Source organism: Pseudomonas sp. MG-9, assembly GCF_018729515.1.
GTDB classification, from domain to species: Bacteria; Pseudomonadota; Gammaproteobacteria; order Pseudomonadales; family Pseudomonadaceae; genus Aquipseudomonas; species Aquipseudomonas serboccidentalis.
Genome location: NZ_JAHHZH010000002.1, coordinates 95065 through 112724, shown reverse-complemented (window position 1 = coordinate 112724; position 17660 = coordinate 95065). Strand labels below are relative to the sequence as shown.

18 protein-coding genes are annotated in these 17660 nt (G+C 61.2%); 8 read left to right on the top strand and 10 right to left on the bottom strand.

Annotated features, from left to right (window positions below; translation table 11 throughout):
- Positions 1–106: 106 nt before the first annotated feature.
- The gene (locus KKQ10_RS05195; RefSeq protein WP_215500451.1) at positions 107–826 is read right to left on the bottom strand and encodes a response regulator transcription factor; all 720 of its coding nucleotides are present in this window, start codon (positions 824–826) and stop codon (positions 107–109) included.
- Positions 827–994: 168 nt separating this feature from the next.
- Between KKQ10_RS05195 and KKQ10_RS05190 the strand changes: the two genes are divergently transcribed.
- A complete protein-coding gene (locus KKQ10_RS05190) occupies positions 995–2527 on the top strand; it encodes a sensor histidine kinase (RefSeq protein WP_215500450.1) in 1533 nt (510 codons plus the stop codon).
- 168 nt (positions 2528–2695) lie between these two features.
- Here the strand turns inward: KKQ10_RS05190 and KKQ10_RS05185 are convergent, their stop codons facing one another.
- From KKQ10_RS05185 to glyQ, 4 genes are all read right to left on the bottom strand, one after another.
- On the bottom strand, positions 2696–3475 hold the full coding sequence (locus tag KKQ10_RS05185) for a lysophospholipid acyltransferase family protein (RefSeq protein ID WP_215500449.1): 780 nt from the start codon (positions 3473–3475) through the stop codon (positions 2696–2698).
- Between the two features lie 82 nt (positions 3476–3557).
- Positions 3558–4097, bottom strand: a complete 540-nt coding sequence (gene gmhB, locus KKQ10_RS05180) for a D-glycero-beta-D-manno-heptose 1,7-bisphosphate 7-phosphatase (protein WP_215500761.1) — start codon at positions 4095–4097, stop codon at positions 3558–3560.
- 4 nt (positions 4098–4101) lie between these two features.
- Positions 4102–6156 carry a glycine--tRNA ligase subunit beta gene (gene glyS, locus KKQ10_RS05175; protein ID WP_127649486.1) on the bottom strand — a complete coding sequence of 685 codons (2055 nt, stop codon included), beginning with the start codon at positions 6154–6156 and terminating at the stop codon, positions 4102–4104.
- The gene (gene glyQ / locus KKQ10_RS05170; RefSeq protein ID WP_003187265.1) at positions 6153–7106 is read right to left on the bottom strand and encodes a glycine--tRNA ligase subunit alpha; all 954 of its coding nucleotides are present in this window, start codon (positions 7104–7106) and stop codon (positions 6153–6155) included. Before glyQ ends, glyS begins: the two co-directional genes overlap by 4 nt.
- 81 nt (positions 7107–7187) lie before the next feature.
- Here glyQ and KKQ10_RS05165 point away from each other — a divergent pair, with 81 nt between their 5' ends.
- From KKQ10_RS05165 to KKQ10_RS05155, 3 genes are all read left to right on the top strand, one after another.
- Entirely contained in the window at positions 7188–7745 is a 558-nt protein-coding gene (locus KKQ10_RS05165) for a DNA-3-methyladenine glycosylase I (protein WP_127649484.1), read from the top strand.
- Positions 7746–7785: 40 nt separating this feature from the next.
- Positions 7786–8673 carry a lysophospholipid acyltransferase gene (locus KKQ10_RS05160; RefSeq protein WP_083367454.1) on the top strand — a complete coding sequence of 296 codons (888 nt, stop codon included), beginning with the start codon at positions 7786–7788 and terminating at the stop codon, positions 8671–8673.
- Between the two features lie 83 nt (positions 8674–8756).
- Complete coding sequence (locus KKQ10_RS05155; RefSeq protein WP_127649480.1) at positions 8757–8996, top strand: PilZ domain-containing protein; 240 nt, start codon at positions 8757–8759, stop codon at positions 8994–8996.
- A gap of 15 nt (positions 8997–9011) precedes the next feature.
- Here the strand turns inward: KKQ10_RS05155 and KKQ10_RS05150 are convergent, their stop codons facing one another.
- The 5 genes from KKQ10_RS05150 to def all read right to left on the bottom strand — a co-directional run bounded on the left by KKQ10_RS05150 (position 9012) and on the right by def (position 13708).
- Positions 9012–9326 carry a tetratricopeptide repeat protein gene (locus KKQ10_RS05150; protein WP_127649478.1) on the bottom strand — a complete coding sequence of 105 codons (315 nt, stop codon included), beginning with the start codon at positions 9324–9326 and terminating at the stop codon, positions 9012–9014.
- Positions 9327–9478: 152 nt separating this feature from the next.
- The gene (gene trkA, locus KKQ10_RS05145) at positions 9479–10855 is read right to left on the bottom strand and encodes a Trk system potassium transporter TrkA (RefSeq protein WP_127649476.1); all 1377 of its coding nucleotides are present in this window, start codon (positions 10853–10855) and stop codon (positions 9479–9481) included.
- 22 nt (positions 10856–10877) lie between these two features.
- Positions 10878–12188 (bottom strand): 16S rRNA (cytosine(967)-C(5))-methyltransferase RsmB, encoded by a 1311-nt coding sequence (rsmB, locus tag KKQ10_RS05140; protein WP_215500448.1) that lies wholly within the window; start codon positions 12186–12188, stop codon positions 10878–10880.
- The gene (gene fmt / locus KKQ10_RS05135; RefSeq protein ID WP_215500447.1) at positions 12185–13144 is read right to left on the bottom strand and encodes a methionyl-tRNA formyltransferase; all 960 of its coding nucleotides are present in this window, start codon (positions 13142–13144) and stop codon (positions 12185–12187) included. Before fmt ends, rsmB begins: the two co-directional genes overlap by 4 nt.
- A gap of 57 nt (positions 13145–13201) precedes the next feature.
- Positions 13202–13708 carry a peptide deformylase gene (gene def, locus KKQ10_RS05130; protein ID WP_027610272.1) on the bottom strand — a complete coding sequence of 169 codons (507 nt, stop codon included), beginning with the start codon at positions 13706–13708 and terminating at the stop codon, positions 13202–13204.
- Between the two features lie 159 nt (positions 13709–13867).
- Between def and KKQ10_RS05125 the strand changes: the two genes are divergently transcribed.
- The 4 genes from KKQ10_RS05125 to KKQ10_RS05110 all read left to right on the top strand — a co-directional run bounded on the left by KKQ10_RS05125 (position 13868) and on the right by KKQ10_RS05110 (position 17601).
- Positions 13868–14893, top strand: a complete 1026-nt coding sequence (locus tag KKQ10_RS05125) for a LysM peptidoglycan-binding domain-containing protein (RefSeq protein ID WP_215500446.1) — start codon at positions 13868–13870, stop codon at positions 14891–14893.
- Between the two features lie 82 nt (positions 14894–14975).
- Positions 14976–16073, top strand: coding sequence for a DNA-processing protein DprA (dprA, locus tag KKQ10_RS05120; protein WP_215500445.1), 1098 nt, complete (start codon positions 14976–14978; stop codon positions 16071–16073).
- Between the two features lie 55 nt (positions 16074–16128).
- Positions 16129–16686: an L-threonylcarbamoyladenylate synthase type 1 TsaC gene (tsaC, locus tag KKQ10_RS05115; RefSeq protein WP_127649466.1), complete on the top strand. Its 558-nt coding sequence runs from the start codon at positions 16129–16131 to the stop codon at positions 16684–16686.
- A 240-nt stretch (positions 16687–16926) separates the two neighbouring features.
- The gene (locus tag KKQ10_RS05110; protein ID WP_215500444.1) at positions 16927–17601 is read left to right on the top strand and encodes a GNAT family N-acetyltransferase; all 675 of its coding nucleotides are present in this window, start codon (positions 16927–16929) and stop codon (positions 17599–17601) included.
- The last annotated feature ends 59 nt before the right edge of the window (positions 17602–17660 follow it).

The window sequence follows — 17660 nt, the reverse complement described above, 5'->3', positions numbered from 1 at the left end:
CGCACAAGCGTTGGCCTTTTTATTGGCAGATCAAAAGATCGCAGCCTGCGGCAGCTCCTACCGGTAATCCATGTAGGCGCTGCCGCAGGCTGCGATCTTTTGATTTTTACTCGGACGCAACCGTCACACTCTCCAACCGATACCCATACCCATAAATCGTCAGCAACTGCCAACCCCGGTCCGCCGTCAGCCCCAGTTTGTTGCGCAGGCGATAGATGTGCGTATCCAGCGGTCGCGACGAGACCACTTCTTCATGGGGCCAGAAGCGCTCGTACAAGTACTCCCGCGACAGCGGCCGACCCAGGTTACTGAACAGGCACCGCGCCAAGCGGTATTCACGCTCCGTCATGACCACTGCCTTACCCTCGCGGGTGACGGTCAGCTCGGCATCGTCGAAGGTCAGGTCATTGAAGCTCAGCACCTCGGTGGTGGTACTGCGTTGCTGGTTGTGCCGGCGCAGTACGGCGGCGACTCGGGCTTTCAGCTCGTTGGGGCGGAACGGTTTGCTGACGTAATCGTCGGCACCAGCGTTCAGGGCCTGGACGATATCGCTTTCGCCGTCGCGGCTGGTCAGCATGATCGCGGCGGGCGGCGACTCCATGTGTTCACGGGTCCAGCGCAGCAGTGCGAGGCCGCTCAGGTCGGGCAATTGCCAGTCGAGGATCAGCAGGTCGAAAGTGTCCCGGCGCAACTGGCGCAGCAGGTCCTCACCCCGTTCAAAGCTGTGCAGCGACCATGGCTGGTCGCCCACGGCCGCCATTTGCTGCAGGGTTTGCTCGACCCGGCGCAGTTCGGCGGGTTCATCGTCCAGTATCGCAACGCGCATACGCGTGGGTTCCTTGTTGCTTGGGCAGTGGCCGGAAACCATAACGGCTTGGCCTGTGCGGTGAAAGTAAGCCGTCCGCCGTCGGTCGACGTCCGCTATGATTCTTCGGATCTACGTCCTCAGACCTGTGGCCCATGAAACCATTCACTGCCCCCTGCCCTGTTTGCCATGAATAACCCGCGCCGGCGTGAAAGCCGCGAGCCGAGTCAGGTCCAGCGCCTGTTTCGGCGGCTGGTGCGTGAGTGGTTGTGGATAAGTCTAGTGCTGTTGCCGCTGACTGCGCTGTTGTCGTATCGCGCCCAGATCAATCTGCACGACGTGGTTCCGGCCTGGAGCGCGGTGCTCTCGGTGGCCCTGGTGGCGTGTGTCCTCGGGATGCTGCTGTGGCGCCCGCGCTGGGCGATCTGGGTGACGCTGGGCGGGGTGGCGTGTGTGTTGCTGACCAGCGCCGGGTTGGCGGAAGTCCGGCATTGGTGGTCACCGACTCCGGCAGCGCTTGGCATGTTGTTCGGCTATCTGATCTGGAACTGGCGGCGCCTGAGCGTGGTGCTGACGTACTTTGGCTGGGAACTGGCGCGGCTGGACCGCGAGCCGAAAGTCTTTCCGGAACGTCGCCGCGCGCAATTCACCAGCGCTGACCAGTTGCAGGGGCAGATCATGGCGCTTGAACAGGCCATGAGCCGCACCCGCGACACCCGCCGCTTTATAGCCGACGGCCTGGAATACCTGCCGGTGGCGACGCTGATCAGCGACCCCCAAGGGAAGATTCTGCTGGGCAACCGCAAGGCCCGCGTACTGTTCGATCACCCTCTGGTCGGTGACGATGTGCTCGAGCAACTGGCCCGCCTCGCCTATCCGGAATTATCCACAGAAACGCGTCCGGCGTTATCAGCCCTGCCCCTGCTGGAGTTTCGTGATCACAAGGAACGCAGCCTGCGTCTGGAACGCGCGGCATTGCTGCCGGTGGACGGCGATACGCCGATCGGCTGGCTGCTGAGTCTCACCGACCTCAGCGCCGAGCGCGCCGCTGAAGAACAGCGCGGGGTTTTGCTGCGTTTCCTCTCCCACGATTTGCGTGCCCCGCATTCGGCAATCCTCGCTTTGCTGGATGTGCATCGCCATCAGGCCGGCGCGGATTCCCCACTGTTCGAGCAGATCGAGCGACAGGTGCGTCGTGCGCTGGATCTGACCGATGGTTTCGTGTCGCTAGCACGGGCGGAATCCGAGGCTTATCAGTTTCAGCCCAGCCTGTTCGCGATGCTGGTGCTGGACGTGCTGGATCAGGCCCTGCCCATCGCCCAGCAGAAAGACATCAAATTGCTGCAGGCGATGGATGAGCCATCCCAGGAACGACTGATCCTGGCCGACCAGGGCCTGTTGACCCGTGCCTTGTTCAACCTGCTGGAAAACGCGATCAAGTACAGCCCGGCCGGCACCACGATTCGGTTGAACGTCAGTTGCCAGGGTAATTGGCTGTGCTGTGAATTGACCGATCGGGGCAAAGGCATTGCCGCCGGGGAACTGCCGGATCTGTTCACCCAGTACCGGCGCTTTTCATCGGCGCAGGGGATCGATGGCGTCGGCCTGGGGCTGTCGATGGTCAAGGCTGTGATTGATCATCACGGCGGTAGCATCGAGTGCCAGAGCGTGGTCAATCAGGGCACGACCTTCCGGCTCCGGCTACCGCTGATTGCTGAGTGAACGAGCACAAAAAAACCGGCTATATCAGCCGGTTTTTTTACTTCCGAAAAAAACTTATGCACGTTTTACGGTGTTTTATGAGCTTGAGAAATATATAAGTAAATCAATCAGTTACTTTGAATATTCAGGCCTTTTCAACAAAACCGTACACAGGTTATCCACAAAATCTCAGACAGCCATCTGGTCATTTGCCGCCGGGGCCTGCGGAGCCGGTGGCAGGGAACCCATTTCGCGCTGAGCCTGTTCGTTCCAGGCTTGCACCCGATCGTTCAGGTCGGCAATGGCGCGTGGGCCAGTGCCTTCGGCGTACATCGGCTCACCGATGACCACGGTGATCACGCCTTGCTGCTTGCCCCAGCCGATTTTCGGCCAGAACTTGCCGGCATTGTGTGCAATCGGCAGTACCGGAAGCGCCGCATTCACGGACAATGCGCTGCCACTGCGGGAAAATTTGCCGATCGTGCCGTAGGGAACGCGGGTACCTTCAGGGAAGATCAGTACCCAGACGTTGTCCTTGAGCAGCTCGTCGCCTTTGGCCGCGACTTGCTTGAGCGCGGCTTTCGGGTTGTCGCGGTCAATCGCGATCGGTCGCAACATGGCCATCGCCCAGCCGAAGAACGGCACGTACAGCAATTCGCGCTTGAGCACCTGGCTCAAGGGCGAGAAATAAGCGGAGAGAAAGAACGTCTCCCAGGTGCTCTGGTGGTTCGACTGAATCACACAGGGCCGGTCCGGCACGTTTTCCGCGCCCTTCACCTCATAACGAATGCCGAGAAACACCTTGGTCAACCACAAGGCGCAACGACACCAGTACACATTGATAAAACGATAACGCGCCTTGAACGGCAGAAAGGGCGCGATAAAAAAGCTCAGGCTGCACCACAGCAAGGCAGTGGTGCCCAGCAGCAGGTAAAAGAGAAAAATTCTGATGGCCTGCAGTATCGACATGGCGACGTTTACCGTTACGGGCAATGCCCGACTGTTCAAGCGCACTCCCGATCAATCCCTGGTCAGGAACTTCAGAAGCACTCTAGTTGTGGATAAGTTCTGCGGCAATCGCCGCCAGATCGTCAAAAATCAGGGTGCCGACCGGAAGGGTCTTGGCCTGAGTCTTTTCGCCTTTCCCGGTCTTTACCAAAACGGGCTGTGAATCGACGGCTTTGGCGGCCTCCAGGTCACCAAGGCTGTCGCCGACGAACCAGACATTCGTCAGCGCCACGTTGTAATGCGCCGCGATGGTTTTCAACATGCCCGGTTTAGGCTTGCGGCAATCGCAACCCTCGTCCGGACCATGCGGGCAATACACGATCAGCCCGACTTCACCGCCCTGCTCCGCCACCAGCTCGCGCAAGCGCGCGTGCATGGCATCGAGGGTGGCGAGGTCGTAATAGCCGCGAGCAATGCCCGACTGGTTGGTGGCGACCGCCACCGTCCAGCCGGCCTTGCTCAACTGCGCAATCGCCTCGATCGAGCCGGGCAGTGGAATCCACTCCTCCACCGACTTGATGTAAGCGTCGGAGTCGTAATTGATCACTCCGTCCCGATCGAGAATCAGCAGTTTCAACAGCAGTCCCTCAACCCAGCAGCGAAATGTCGGCCACACCGAGGAACAGGCCACGCAAACGCGCCAGCAGCGCGTAGCGGTTGGCCCGGACCTTGGCGTCTTCGGCATTGACCATCACAGCGTCGAAGAACGCGTCCACCGGTTCGCGCAGGGCAGCCAGGCGGGCCAGCGATTCGTTGTACTGACGCGCCGCGGCCATTGGCTGCACAGCCTGATCGGCCTGCTGGATCGCCGAGTACAGCGAGAACTCGTTGGCATTGTCGAAGTACTTGGCCTCGACCACGGTCGGTACCGAGCCTTCAACCTTGCTCAACAGGTTCGATACCCGTTTGTTGACCGCCGCCAGCGCTGCCGCTTCCGGCAGTTTGCGGAAAGCCTGAACCGCTTGCACACGCTGGTCGAAGTCCAGCGCCGAACCTGGCTTCAGGGCACGGACCGACAGATAGGTCGCGACATCCACGCCTTCGTCTTCGTAACGCGCACGCAGGCGGTCGAAGATGAATTCCAGCACTGCATCATTCAGGCCGGCAGCCTTGACCTTGGCACCGAACGCATTCACGGCAAAGGCCACGGCGTCGTTCAGGTCCAGATCCAGCTGTTTCTCGATCAGGATGCGCAGCACGCCGAGTGCCGCACGGCGCAGGGCATACGGGTCTTTGCTGCCGGTTGGCAGCATGCCGATACCAAAGATACCGACCAGGGTGTCGAGCTTGTCGGCGATCGCGACAGCGGCACCGGTCAGGGTCGCCGGCAATTCGGCACCGGCACCGCGTGGCATGTACTGCTCGTTCAGCGCCAGCGCGACGTCTTCCGGCTCGCCGTCATTAAGGGCGTAGTAGTAACCGGCAACACCTTGCATCTCCGGGAACTCGCCGACCATCTCGGTGGCCAGGTCGCACTTCGACAGCAGGCCTGCGCGGGCCGCCCACGAAGCGTTGCCGCCAATGCGCGCGGCGATGTAAGCGGCGAGTCTGGAAACGCGCTCGGCCTTGTCGTAGACGCTGCCGAGTTTTTCCTGGAACACCACGTTCTTCAGGCGATCATTGAAGGCTTCGAGTTTCTGCTTCTTGTCTTGCTTGAAGAAGAACTCGGCGTCGGTCAGGCGTGGGCGAACCACTTTCTCGTTACCGGCGATGATCTGCTGCGGATCTTTGCTTTCGATGTTGGCCACAGTGATGAACCGTGGCAGCAACTTGCCGTCGGCATCCAGCAGGCAGAAATACTTCTGGTTGTCCTGCATGGTGGTGATCAGCGCTTCTTGCGGCACGTCGAGGAAGCGTTCCTCGAACGAGCACACCAGCGGCACCGGCCATTCGACCAGGGCGGTCACTTCGTCAAGCAGCGCCGGTGGCACGATTGCAGTGCCTTCCTGACGGGTCGCCAGTTCTTCGGTGCGCTTGCTGATGATCTCGCGACGCTCGTTGGCGTCGGCCAGTACATAAGCGGCACGCAGGTCGGCCAGGTAGCTCGATGGCGAACCGATGCGCACGCTTTGCGGGTGATGGAAGCGGTGACCACGGGAATCACGGCCAGCCTTCTGCGCGAGGATCGTGCAGTCGATGACCTGGTCACCGAGCAGCATTACCAGCCACTGGGTCGGACGCACGAACTCTTCCTTGCGCGCACCCCAACGCATGCGTTTCGGGATCGGCAGGTCGTTCAGCGAGTCCTCGACGATGGTCGGCAGCAGGCTTGTGGTCGGCTTGCCGGCGATGTTCTGGCTGTAGCGCAGTTTCGGACCGCTCTGGTCGATTTCGCTCAGCTCGACGCCGCACTTCTTGGCAAAGCCCAGTGCCGCTTGAGTCGGATTGCCTTCGGCATCGAATGCCGCCTGACGTGGCGGGCCGTCGAGGTTGATGCTGCGATCCGGCTGCTGGGTGGCCAATGCAGTGATCAGCACAGCCAGACGACGCGGTGCGGCGTAGACGGTTTTGGTCTCGTAGCTCAGGCCCGCGGCTTGCAGGCCCTTGTCGATACCGGCGAGGAACGCTTCAGCCAGGGTGTTAAGGGCTTTTGGCGGCAGTTCTTCGGTGCCCAGTTCAACCAGAAAATCTTGAGCACTCATTGTGCAGCCTCCAGCTTGGCCAGTACTTCGTCACGCAGGTCCGGGGTCGCCATCGGGAAGCCCAGCTTGGCGCGGGCCAGCAGGTAGGCTTGCGCAACGGAACGCGCCAGGGTGCGTACGCGCAGGATGTATTGCTGACGCGCGGTCACCGAGATTGCCCGGCGCGCATCCAGCAGGTTGAAGGTGTGCGACGCCTTCAGGACCATTTCATAGCTCGGCAGCGGCAGCGGCTGGTCGAGTTCGATCAGGCGCTTGGCTTCGCTTTCATAGAAGTCGAACAGTTCGAACAGTTTGTCGACGTTGGCATGTTCGAAGTTGTAAGTGGACTGCTCCACTTCGTTCTGGTGGAACACGTCGCCGTAGGTCACCTTGCCGAACGGACCGTCAGCCCAGACCAGGTCGTAGACCGAGTCCACGCCTTGCAGGTACATGGCCAGACGCTCCAGACCGTAAGTGATCTCGCCGGTCACCGGGTAGCACTCGATGCCGCCCGCCTGCTGGAAGTAGGTGAACTGGGTCACTTCCATGCCGTTGAGCCAGACTTCCCAGCCCAGACCCCAGGCGCCGAGGGTCGGCGATTCCCAGTTGTCTTCGACGAAGCGAATGTCGTGGACCAGCGGGTCGAGGCCGACATGCTTGAGGGAGCCCAGGTACAGTTCCTGGAAGTTGTCCGGGTTCGGCTTCAGGACTACCTGGAACTGATAGTAGTGCTGCAGACGGTTCGGGTTTTCACCGTAACGGCCGTCAGTCGGACGGCGGCTTGGCTGCACGTACGCGGCGTTCCAGGTTTCCGGGCCGATGGCGCGCAGGAAGGTCGCGGTGTGGAAAGTGCCGGCGCCTACTTCCATATCGTAGGGCTGAAGTACCACACAACCTTGCTCGGCCCAGTATTGCTGGAGCGCGAGGATCAAGTCTTGGAAGGTACGCACGGCTGGCGTAGGCTGGCTCACGAAATTCACCTGTTTCTTGGGCTGCGATTTAAAGAGCGGGAGTATACCCGATTCAGTCGCACCTCCACCCCCTGGAGCCTTATGCCACGCTGCTTTTGGTGTACCGAAGATCCGCTGTACATGGCTTATCACGATCAGGAGTGGGGCGCGCCGCTACGCGATGCGCAGGGTTTGTTCGAGTTGCTTTTGCTTGAAGGGTTCCAGGCCGGGCTGTCCTGGATCACCGTGCTGCGCAAACGCGAGCGCTACCGCGAGGTGCTGTACGGCTTCGACGTGCAGCGTGTGGCGCAGATGAGTGACGCGGAAATCGCCGAACTGATGCTTGATCCCGGGATCATCCGCAACCGCCTCAAACTCAATGCCGCCCGGCGCAATGCCCAGGCCTGGCTGGCGCTGGAAGACCCGGTGGCATTCCTCTGGTCGTTTGTCGGCGACAAACCGATCATCAACCATTTCAAGGATCGCAGCGAAGTCCCGGCGATCACCCCCGAAGCGCTGGCAATGAGCAAGGGCCTGAAAAAGGCCGGCTTCACCTTTGTCGGACCGACCATTTGTTACGCGCTGATGCAGGCCTCGGGCATGGTCATGGATCACACTCAGGACTGTGACCGCTACGCGCAGCTCGCCAACGGCGGTTAGAATGGCCGCCTCGCGCACAGCACAAGATCAGGAGTGACCTGTGGAAAAGTTTAAAGGCGCCTTGCTGGTAGGCGCTCTGCGGCTGTTTGCCCTGCTGCCATGGCGGGCCGTACAGGCCGTGGGTTCGGCAATCGGCTGGATCATGTGGAAAACCCCCAACCGTTCCCGCGACGTGGTACGGATCAACCTCGCCAAGTGTTTTCCACAGATGGACCCGGCCGAGCGCGAGCGTCTGGTCGGCCAGAGCCTGAAAGACATCGGCAAGTCGCTGACCGAAAGCGCCTGCGCGTGGATCTGGCCGGCCCAGCGTTCGATCGATCTGGTGCGCGAAGTCGAAGGCCTCGACATCCTCAAGGACGCATTGGCTTCGGGCAAAGGCGTGGTCGGCATCACCAGCCACCTGGGCAACTGGGAAGTGCTCAACCACTTCTATTGCAGCCAGTGCAAACCGATCATTTTCTATCGCCCGCCCAAGCTCAAGGCGGTGGATGAGTTGCTGCGCAAACAGCGCGTGCAACTGGGCAACAAAGTCGCGGCGTCGACCAAGGAAGGCATCCTCAGCGTCATCAAGGAAGTGCGCAAGGGTGGTGCAGTGGGTATTCCTGCTGACCCGGAACCGGCCGAATCCGCCGGGATCTTCGTGCCGTTCTTCGCCACCCAGGCGCTGACCAGCAAATTCGTGCCGAACATGCTGGCCGGCGGTAAAGCGGTCGGCGTGTTCCTCCACGCCCTGCGCCTGCCGGACGGTTCCGGCTACAAAGTGATCCTCGAAGCGGCGCCAGAGGCCATGTACAGCACCGATACCGCAGAGTCCTGCGCGGCCATGAGCAAAGTGGTCGAGCGTTATGTGGCGGCGTATCCGAGCCAGTACATGTGGAGCATGAAGCGCTTCAAGAAGCGACCGCCGGGCGAAGCGCGCTGGTACTGAGTCGTGGCTGAGGTGCTTGGCATGATCTGTGGATAACCTTGTCGGCAAGGTTATCCACAACCGTTCATTCAAGGGCGCAGCAGATGTCCGAACAACGCAAATCGTTTCGCATCAAGATCACCCACGACAGCTTCGGCGAGTGCCTGGGTCAGACGCGCAATCTGTCGGCCACCGGCGTGTATGTCCAGCATCCGCGCCTGGCTTCGCTGCCCAAGGGCGCAGTGGTTTATGGTCAGGTGCAGGGTTTACCCACAGGCGCGCCGCGGGTACGGATGGAAGTGGTGACGGTGGATGCTGACGGTATCGGCCTGCGTTATCTGTGAACAACGCCCGCTGACTTATTGCGCCTGACGGTCGAGCTTCTTCAGAAACACCGTCATTTCCTTTTCGGCCTGCTTGTCGCCATGGGCGCGGGCGGCTTCCAGACCCTGTTCCCACGCCTGACGCGCGGCGGCGTGATCGCCTAGCGCCTGCTGCGCCTTGCCCAGCAGTTTCCAGGCCGCCGAATACTTCGGATCGAAGCCTACGCAGCGCTGAAAATGCTCGGCAGCCTTGGCATTTTCCCCCAAATCCAGATAGCCCTTACCCAGACCGAAGCGCAGCAGGGAGTTATCCACACCCTTGGCGAGCATTTTTTCCAGGGATTCGAGCATGGGTGGATTCCTTTACTGTGGCGTGTCAGTGATGGGTCTGGCATAGGGAGAGCGCTATCGCGAGCAGGCTCACTCCTACAATTTGGAATGCGTTCCCTTGTAGGAGTGAGCCTGCTCGCGAAGGGGCCAGTCTGATCACCATGTAACCTGGATCAGAAGAAGCTCAACCCCACATGAAACAGCTTCTCCACATCGCGAATATGCTTTTTATCCACAAGGAACAGAATCACATGGTCGCCCGCTTCGATCACCGTGTCATCGTGGGCGATGATCACTTGTTCATTACGAATGACCGCGCCGATGGTAGTGCCCGGTGGCAGGCCGATCTTCTCGATTGGTTTGCCGATGACCTTGCTCGACTTCGCATCACCGTGGGCAATCGCCTCGATGGCTTCTGCCGCACCGCGGCGCAATGAGTGCACGCTGACGATATCGCCACGGCGCACGTGCGCCAGCAGCGTGCCGATGGTCGCCAGTTGCGGGCTGATGGCGATGTCGATATCGCCGCCCTGGATCAGGTCGACGTAGGCCGGGTTGTTGATGATCGTCATGACCTTCTTCGCCCCCAGCCGTTTGGCCAGCAGCGACGACATGATGTTGGCTTCGTCATCGTTGGTCAGGGCGAGGAAGATATCAGCGTCGGCAATGTTCTCTTCCAGCAGCAGATCGCGGTCCGACGCACTGCCCTGCAGCACCACGGTGCTGTCGAGGGTGTCGGAGAGATAGCGGCAGCGTGCCGGGTTCATCTCGATGATCTTCACCTGGTAGCGGCTTTCAATGGCCTCGGCCAGACGCTCGCCGATCTGCCCGCCGCCGGCGATGACGATGCGCTTGTAGGTTTCGTCGAGGCGGCGCATTTCGCTCATCACCGCGCGAATGTTCTCACGGGCGGCGATGAAGAAGACTTCGTCATCGGCCTCGATCACCGTATCGCCCTGGGGCAGGATCGGCCGATCGCGGCGGAAAATGGCGGCCACGCGGGTTTCGACGTTCGGCATGTGCTCACGCAACTGGCGCAGTTGCTGACCCACCAGCGGCCCGCCGTAATACGCGCGAACCGCTACCAGTTGTGCCTGGCCTTCGGCGAAGTCGATCACCTGCAACGCGCCCGGGTGCTGGATCAGACGCTTGATGTAGTTGGTCACCACTTGCTCGGGGCTGATCAGCACATCGACCGGAATCGCTTCGTTCTGAAACAGCTGTTCTTCGCGATTGAGGTAGGACGCTTCGCGCACCCGGGCGATTTTGGTCGGGGTGTGGAACAACGTATGGGCGACCTGGCACGCGACCATGTTGGTCTCGTCGCTGTTGGTCACCGCCACCAGCATGTCGGCATCGTCGGCGCCGGCCTGACGCAGCACCGATGGCAGCGAACCGCGGCCCTGCACGGTGCGGATGTCGAGACGGTCGCCGAGGTCGCGCAGGCGTTCGCCATCGGTGTCGACCACGGTGATGTCGTTGGCTTCGCTGGCCAGGTGTTCGGCCAGCGAACCGCCGACCTGCCCCGCACCGAGGATGATGATTTTCATCCAGTCACTCCATTGAATCCGTTTAGCCGCGCGCGGCAGCGATCTTGATCAGCTTGGCGTAGTAGAACCCGTCATGGCCGCCCTGCTGGGCCAGCAATTGGCGACCATGGGGCTGTTTGATCCCGGCCGTGGTCGCCAGGTCCAGTTCGCGGGCACCCGGCGTGCGTTCGAGGAACGCGGCGATGACTTCGGTGTTCTCGGTCGGTAGCGTCGAGCAGGTGGCGTACAGCAGGATGCCGCCGACTTCGAGGGTTTGCCACATCGCGTCGAGCAACTCGCCTTGCAGTTGCGCGAGGGCGACGATGTCGTCCGGCTGACGAGTCAACTTGATGTCCGGATGACGGCGGATTACCCCGGTGGCCGAACACGGTGCGTCGAGCAGAATGCGCTGGAACGGCTTGCCGTCCCACCAGGTCGCGGTATCGCGGCCATCGGCAGCGATCAGCTCGGCACTCAGGCCCAGCCGCTCTAGGTTTTCCTTCACCCGCACCAGTCGCTTGGCTTCCAGATCCACCGCTACCACGCCGGCCAGTGCCGGTTCGGCTTCGAGGATGTGGCAGGTCTTGCCACCCGGGGCGCAGCAGGCATCGAGCACCCGCTGGCCCGGCGCCAGATCGAGCAAATCGGCGGCCAGTTGCGCGGCTTCGTCCTGCACGCTGATCCAGCCTTCGGCGAAACCCGGCAGGCTGCGCACATCGGCGGCGGCTTCGAGAACGATGCCGTCGCGGCTGTAAACGCATGGCGCGGCGGCGATGCCGGCGTCGCTCAGCAAACCGAGGTAAGCATCGCGGCTGTGATGGCGACGGTTGACCCGCAGAATCATCGGCGGGTGCGCGTTGTTCGCGGCGCAGATCGCTTCCCACTGTTGCGGCCAGAAGGCTTTCAGGGATTTTTGCAGCCAGCGCGGGTGAGCGGTGCGCACTACCGGGTCGCGTTCCAGCTCGGCGAAAATCGTCTCGCTTTCGCGCTGGGCGTTGCGCAGCACGGCATTGAGCAGGCCTTTGGCCCAAGGCTTTTTCAGCTTGTCGGCGCAACCCACGGTTTCACCGATGGCGGCGTGGGCCGGCACGCGGGTGTAGAGCAATTGATAGAGGCCGACCAGCAGCAGCGCTTCGACGTCGGCATCCGCGGCTTTGAACGGCTTTTGCAACAGCTTCTCGGCCAGTGCCGACAGACGTGGCTGCCAGCGCGCGGTGCCAAACGCCAGATCCTGGGTGAAACCGCGATCACGGTCTTCGACCTTGTCCAGTTGCGTCGGCAGCGAACTGTTCAGCGAAGCCTTGCCGCTGAGCACAGCGGCGAGTGCCTTGGCGGCGGCCAGACGCGGGTTCATTGCGCGTCCACCACGGCGCCGAGCACGGTGCCGACGGCGAACTTCTCACGGCGGCTGTTGAACAGGTCGCTGAAGTGCAGCGCCTTGCCGCCGGGCAGTTGCAGGCGGGTCAGGCACAGCGCCTGCTCGCCGCAAGCGACGATCAGGCCGTCCTTGCTGGCGCTGAGCACTTCGCCGGGCGCGCCTTTGCCTTGCGCGAGCGTTGCGGCCAGTACTTTCAGTGCTTCACCGTTGAGGGTGCTGTGGGTGATCGGCCATGGATTGAAGGCGCGGACCAGACGCTCCAGCTCGACCGCAGGGCGGCTCCAGTCGAGGCGCGCTTCGTCTTTGTTCAGCTTGTGGGCGTAGGTGGCGAGTTCGTCGTTCTGTACTTCGCCTTCGAGGGTTCCGGCCGCCAGGCCGGCAATCGCCTGGACCACGGCGGGCGGGCCCATTTCGGCGAGGCGGTCGTGCAGCGTGCCGCCAGTGTCTTGGGCACTGATCGGGGTGACGACCTTGAGCAACATCGGGCCGGTATCCAGGCCCGCTTCCATGCGCATCACGGTTACGCCGCTTTCGGCATCACCGTGTTCCACGGCGCGCTGGATCGGCGCGGCACCGCGCCAGCGAGGCAGCAGCGACGCGTGACTGTTGATGCAGCCCAGGCGCGGAATATCCAGCACCGCTTGCGGCAGGATCAGGCCGTAGGCGACCACCACCATCAAGTCCGGCTTCAGCGCGGCCAGCTCGGCTTGAGCGTCTGCGTTACGCAGAGTCGGCGGCTGTAACACCTGGATATTATTTTCCAGCGCCAACTGTTTAACCGGGCTCGGCATCAGTTTTTGCCCACGACCGGCCGGACGATCCGGTTGGGTGTAGACCGCAACGATCTCGTAAGGGCTGTTCAGCAGGGCCTTGAGGTGCTCGGCGGCGAATTCCGGGGTGCCGGCAAAAACGATGCGCAGTGGCTCAGTCATGAAAGGAGTCTCATAAAAAGAAAAAGGCTTGCCGCAGCAAGCCTTTGAAGAGGGGCATCAAGCGTTCTGGCGATGGAGCTTTTCCAGTTTCTTCTTGATCCGGTCGCGTTTGAGCGTGGACAGGTAATCGACGAACAACTTGCCGTTGAGGTGGTCGCATTCGTGCTGGATGCACACCGCGAGCAGGCCTTCGGCGATCAGTTCGTAGGGCTGGCCGTCGCGGTCCAGCGCCTTGATTTTGACCTTCTGCGGGCGGTCGACGTTTTCGTAGAAACCCGGTACCGAGAGGCAGCCTTCCTGGTACTGATCCATCTCGTCGGTCAGCGATTCGAACTCGGGGTTGATGAACACCCGCGGTTCGGTGCGGTCTTCGGAAAGGTCCATCACGACGATACGTTTGTGCACGTTGACCTGGGTCGCGGCGAGGCCGATGCCTGGCGCTTCATACATTGTTTCAAACATGTCATCGACCAACTGACGCACTTCGTCGTCCACTACAGCCACAGGCTTGGCGATAGTACGCAGACGCGGGTCCGGGAATTCGAGGATGTTTAAAATGGCCATAGGCTGATTGCTGCACGTATTGAGTAAAGTCGGGTCGATGGCCTGGCAGGTCCGAAGATGCAGGCTACCGTTGTGAAGCGTAGCTAATGCATTTTGCAGTAGCGAGCCACGGGGGCTCTGACGGTTCACGCGAACGCACATGATAAAGGGATTCGCTGCATGAGGAAAACACTACTCGCCCTGCTGCTTCTGGCTTCGACCGGTGCTGCGCAAGGGCAAGTGCAACTCAGGGATGGTTTTCCACAGCAATACACCGTGGTTTCGGGAGATACCCTCTGGGACATTTCCGGCAAATACCTGCGCGAGCCGTGGCAGTGGCCACGGCTGTGGCGGGCCAATCCGCAGATTGCAAACCCCAACCTGATCTACCCCGGCGACACGCTGACACTCAGCTACGTCAATGGCCAGCCGCAACTGACCCTCAACCGTGGCGAGTCACGGGGCACGATCAAACTGTCGCCGCGCATTCGCACCAGCCCGGTGGCCGAGGCGATTCCGAGCATTCCGCTGAAATCGATCAACAGTTTTCTGCTGAGCAACCGCATCGTCGACAAGGCCGAAGACTTCGACAAGGCGCCGTACATCGTCGCGGGTGACGCCGAGCGGGTGCTCAGCGGCACGGGTGACCGGATCTTCGCCCGTGGCCATTTCGACCCCAACCAGCCGGTGTACGGCATCTTCCGCCAGGGCAAGGTTTACACCGACCCGCAGACCAAAGAGTTCCTGGGGATCAACGCCGACGATATCGGTGGTGGCGAAATCGTCGCCACCGAAGGCGATGTCGCCACGCTCGCCCTGCAACGCACTACGCAGGAGGTGCGTCTTGGCGACCGCTTGTTCAGCGGCGAAGAGCGCTCGATCAACTCGACCTTCATGCCCAGCGCTCCGAGCACCCAGATCAATGGCTTGATCATCGACGTGCCACGCGGCGTCACCCAGATCGGCGTGATGGACGTGGTCACCCTGAACAAGGGCAAGCGCGATGGCCTGGCCGAAGGCAATGTGTTGGTGGTGATGAAAACCGGGGAAACCGTGCGCGACCGGATCACTGGCCAGCCACTGAAAATTCCTGACGAACGGGCCGGATTGCTGATGGTATTCCGCACCTACGACAAGCTCAGTTACGGCCTTGTCCTCAACGCTTCACGCTCGCTGGCGGTGCTCGACAAGGTGCGTAACCCTTAGCAGGCTTAACAAGTTACCAACAGAGTTATCCACAGCTTGTTCCGAATGGTTCGGGACTTATAACGATCAAGGATGATCCACGATGCTGTCTGCCTGTACGTCCGTTTCCCCTGCGGAACTGGAAGCGCGTTTGCGCCTGCACCGTTTGCCGGATGTCGGCCCGAAACGCTTTGCCAAACTGCTCGAAGCCTTTGGCTCAGCATCAAAAGCCATCAGTGCGCCGGCCAGTGCCTGGCGTGCGCTGGGGTTGCCGGCGACGTGTGCCGAAGCTCGGCGCAGCCCCGAAGTGCGCGACGGCGCCAGCCATGCGTTGCGCTGGCTAGAGCATCCGCACCAGCATTTATTGATGTGGGATCAAGCGGATTACCCGGCGCTGCTGGCGCAGATACCCGACCCGCCGCCGCTGTTGTTCGTGGCCGGGGATCCGCTGATTCTGGAAAAACCGCAACTGGCGATGGTTGGCAGTCGTAGCGCTTCGCGTCCGGGGATGGACACCGCCGCCGCGTTTTCCCGCAGCCTGGCCGGGGCCGGTTTTGTCATCACCAGTGGTCTGGCGCTGGGTATCGATGCGGCCGCCCATCAAGCGGCGCTGGACGTCGGCGGGCAAACCGTCGGAGTGCTCGGCACCGGGCTGGAAAAATTTTATCCACAGCGCAATCGACGACTGGCCGAGGCGATGATCGCTGCCGGCAGTGCGGTGCTTTCGGAGTTTCCTCTGGACGCCGGCCCGACGGCGAGCAATTTTCCGCGGCGCAATCGGATCATCAGCGGTTTGTCCCTCGGCGTGCTGGTGGTCGAGGCGAGTGTCGCCAGCGGTTCGCTGATCACCGCACGGCTGGCAGCGGAACAGGGGCGCGAGGTGTATGCGATTCCCGGCTCGATCCATCACCCCGGTGCGCGCGGTTGTCACCAGTTGATCCGCGACGGTGCGGTGCTGGTGGAAACCATCGAGCACATCCTCGAAGCCCTGCGCGGCTGGCAGCATTTGCCATTATCCACAGACTCGCCGAACACCGATCATCCCTTGCTGAACCTGCTGCATGCCGCGCCGCACACCAGTGAGGCGTTGGCCGATAGCAGCGGCTGGGCGTTGCCCAAAGTTCTGGCAGCGCTCACCGAGCTGGAAATGGAGGGCCGTGCGGTGTGCGAAAACGGTCGCTGGCTGGCCAGGACACGCTAGGTTTTACAGGGAAGATCGGTAAACTGCGCAAAACCTGTTTGCGGAGAGTTTTTTCATGGTCAACAGTTGGCGTGTGCAACAAGCCGCACGAGAGATTCGCGCCGGGGCGGTGATTGCCTATCCAACCGAAGCCGTCTGGGGGCTGGGTTGCGACCCGTGGAACGAGGAGGCGGTGGATCGGCTCTTGGCGATCAAGAACCGTTCGGTGGACAAGGGCCTGATCCTGGTCGCCGACAACATCCGTCAGTTCGATTTCCTGTTCGAAGACTTCCCGCAAGAGTGGATCGACCGCATGTCCAGCACCTGGCCGGGGCCGAATACCTGGCTGGTGCCGCATCAGAACCTGTTGCCGGAGTGGGTGACAGGCGTGCACGACACCGTGGCGCTGCGGGTCAGCGATCACCCGCAGGTACGGGATCTGTGCTCGATGGTCGGGCCGCTGATCTCGACCTCGGCCAACCCGCAGGGGCGTCCGGCGGCGCGCACGCGGTTGCGCGTCGAGCAGTATTTTCGTGGGCAGATCGACCTGATCCTCGGCGGGCAACTGGGCGGGCGCAAGAACCCCAGCGTGATCCGTGATCTGGTGACCGGCAAGGTCATTCGTCCCGACTGATCCGGCCTGAAACGATTGCAATGTGAGTACTCCTCGGCCTGATGGCGAGGAGTCCTACGCGTGCCTGCGATTTATCCTGCAGCAGGGCTTGTTCGCGTGTCGGAAAAGTCGCTAACTGCCCGTATTCATTGACTTTTCCCACCTGATTATCAGACCTCCTTCCGTGGCGGAATTGCCAAAAGCAACCATCCTTTCCCTGCACTCGAAACACTTCGATAAGTTAAGGTCTGCGGAGAAAGAATGGACACTACGGATTTGCAACTCACGGATTACCTGCAGGCGCTTCAGGTGACGCTGAAGAGTCACCATGATGGTTGCCGTATCGTGATGCTTGAAGCGGGGGCGGATACCCAGGAGTTCGATCGGTTTATCGATCGGCAATTTCGACTTCGACTGCAGCACTACATGCTCACGTCGCGAGCGCGGATGCTCGAAACCAAACTGGCAATCAGGTCGCGCAGTACGCATTTTCTGCTGTATCGGCACGATCAACTGCTGGCGGTATTGAGGGCGACTCCGGCGCCGTTCGAATGGGTATCGCTGGCGCAGCAACATGTTTCTCCGACGGTGGCGTTGTCGCGCCATGTCGAATTCAGCCGCTTGATTTCGTACTCGACCAATCAACTGCCCATCGCGGTCAACGGTCTGCTGGCGGCCGCAGTCGAGTGGGCAATAAAACGTGGTTATCAGGGCGTCACCGCGCTGTGCAGGTCACAACAGCTGCGCTTTTACCAGCGTTTCGGCCTGATGCCGATCGCTTCCAATCCTTTGCATATCGAACAGCGCGCACGCGGTGATTACTGGGTGTTGTCCGCCGAATGGCGACAGATCCTGGCGGCGGTTCAACAGCCTGATCAGGCCACGGTTGGCCATCTGGTGCAAAAACCGCTGGTGTGTCATCCACCGGGTTTCTGAAGGTGTTCGAACTGTCTTGCCAGCCTGGTTCTGAAACCCTGACTGGCAAGATGCCGAGG

Coding starts and splice junctions, on each gene's coding strand:
- KKQ10_RS05195 (WP_215500451.1), bottom strand. CDS start 826: ATGCGCGTTGCGATACTGGACGATGAACCCGCCGAACTGCGCCGGGTC.
- KKQ10_RS05125 (WP_215500446.1), top strand. CDS start 13,868: ATGAGGAAAACACTACTCGCCCTGCTGCTTCTGGCTTCGACCGGTGCT.
- KKQ10_RS05185 (WP_215500449.1), bottom strand. CDS start 3,475: ATGTCGATACTGCAGGCCATCAGAATTTTTCTCTTTTACCTGCTGCTG.
- def (WP_027610272.1), bottom strand. CDS start 13,708: ATGGCCATTTTAAACATCCTCGAATTCCCGGACCCGCGTCTGCGTACT.
- rsmB (WP_215500448.1), bottom strand. CDS start 12,188: ATGAACCCGCGTCTGGCCGCCGCCAAGGCACTCGCCGCTGTGCTCAGC.
- trkA (WP_127649476.1), bottom strand. CDS start 10,855: ATGAAAATCATCATCCTCGGTGCGGGGCAGGTCGGCGGTTCGCTGGCC.
- glyS (WP_127649486.1), bottom strand. CDS start 6,156: ATGAGTGCTCAAGATTTTCTGGTTGAACTGGGCACCGAAGAACTGCCG.
- KKQ10_RS05150 (WP_127649478.1), bottom strand. CDS start 9,326: ATGCTCGAATCCCTGGAAAAAATGCTCGCCAAGGGTGTGGATAACTCC.
- KKQ10_RS05165 (WP_127649484.1), top strand. CDS start 7,188: ATGCCACGCTGCTTTTGGTGTACCGAAGATCCGCTGTACATGGCTTAT.
- tsaC (WP_127649466.1), top strand. CDS start 16,129: ATGGTCAACAGTTGGCGTGTGCAACAAGCCGCACGAGAGATTCGCGCC.
- KKQ10_RS05155 (WP_127649480.1), top strand. CDS start 8,757: ATGTCCGAACAACGCAAATCGTTTCGCATCAAGATCACCCACGACAGC.
- dprA (WP_215500445.1), top strand. CDS start 14,976: ATGCTGTCTGCCTGTACGTCCGTTTCCCCTGCGGAACTGGAAGCGCGT.
- fmt (WP_215500447.1), bottom strand. CDS start 13,144: ATGACTGAGCCACTGCGCATCGTTTTTGCCGGCACCCCGGAATTCGCC.
- KKQ10_RS05190 (WP_215500450.1), top strand. CDS start 995: ATGAATAACCCGCGCCGGCGTGAAAGCCGCGAGCCGAGTCAGGTCCAG.
- KKQ10_RS05110 (WP_215500444.1), top strand. CDS start 16,927: ATGGACACTACGGATTTGCAACTCACGGATTACCTGCAGGCGCTTCAG.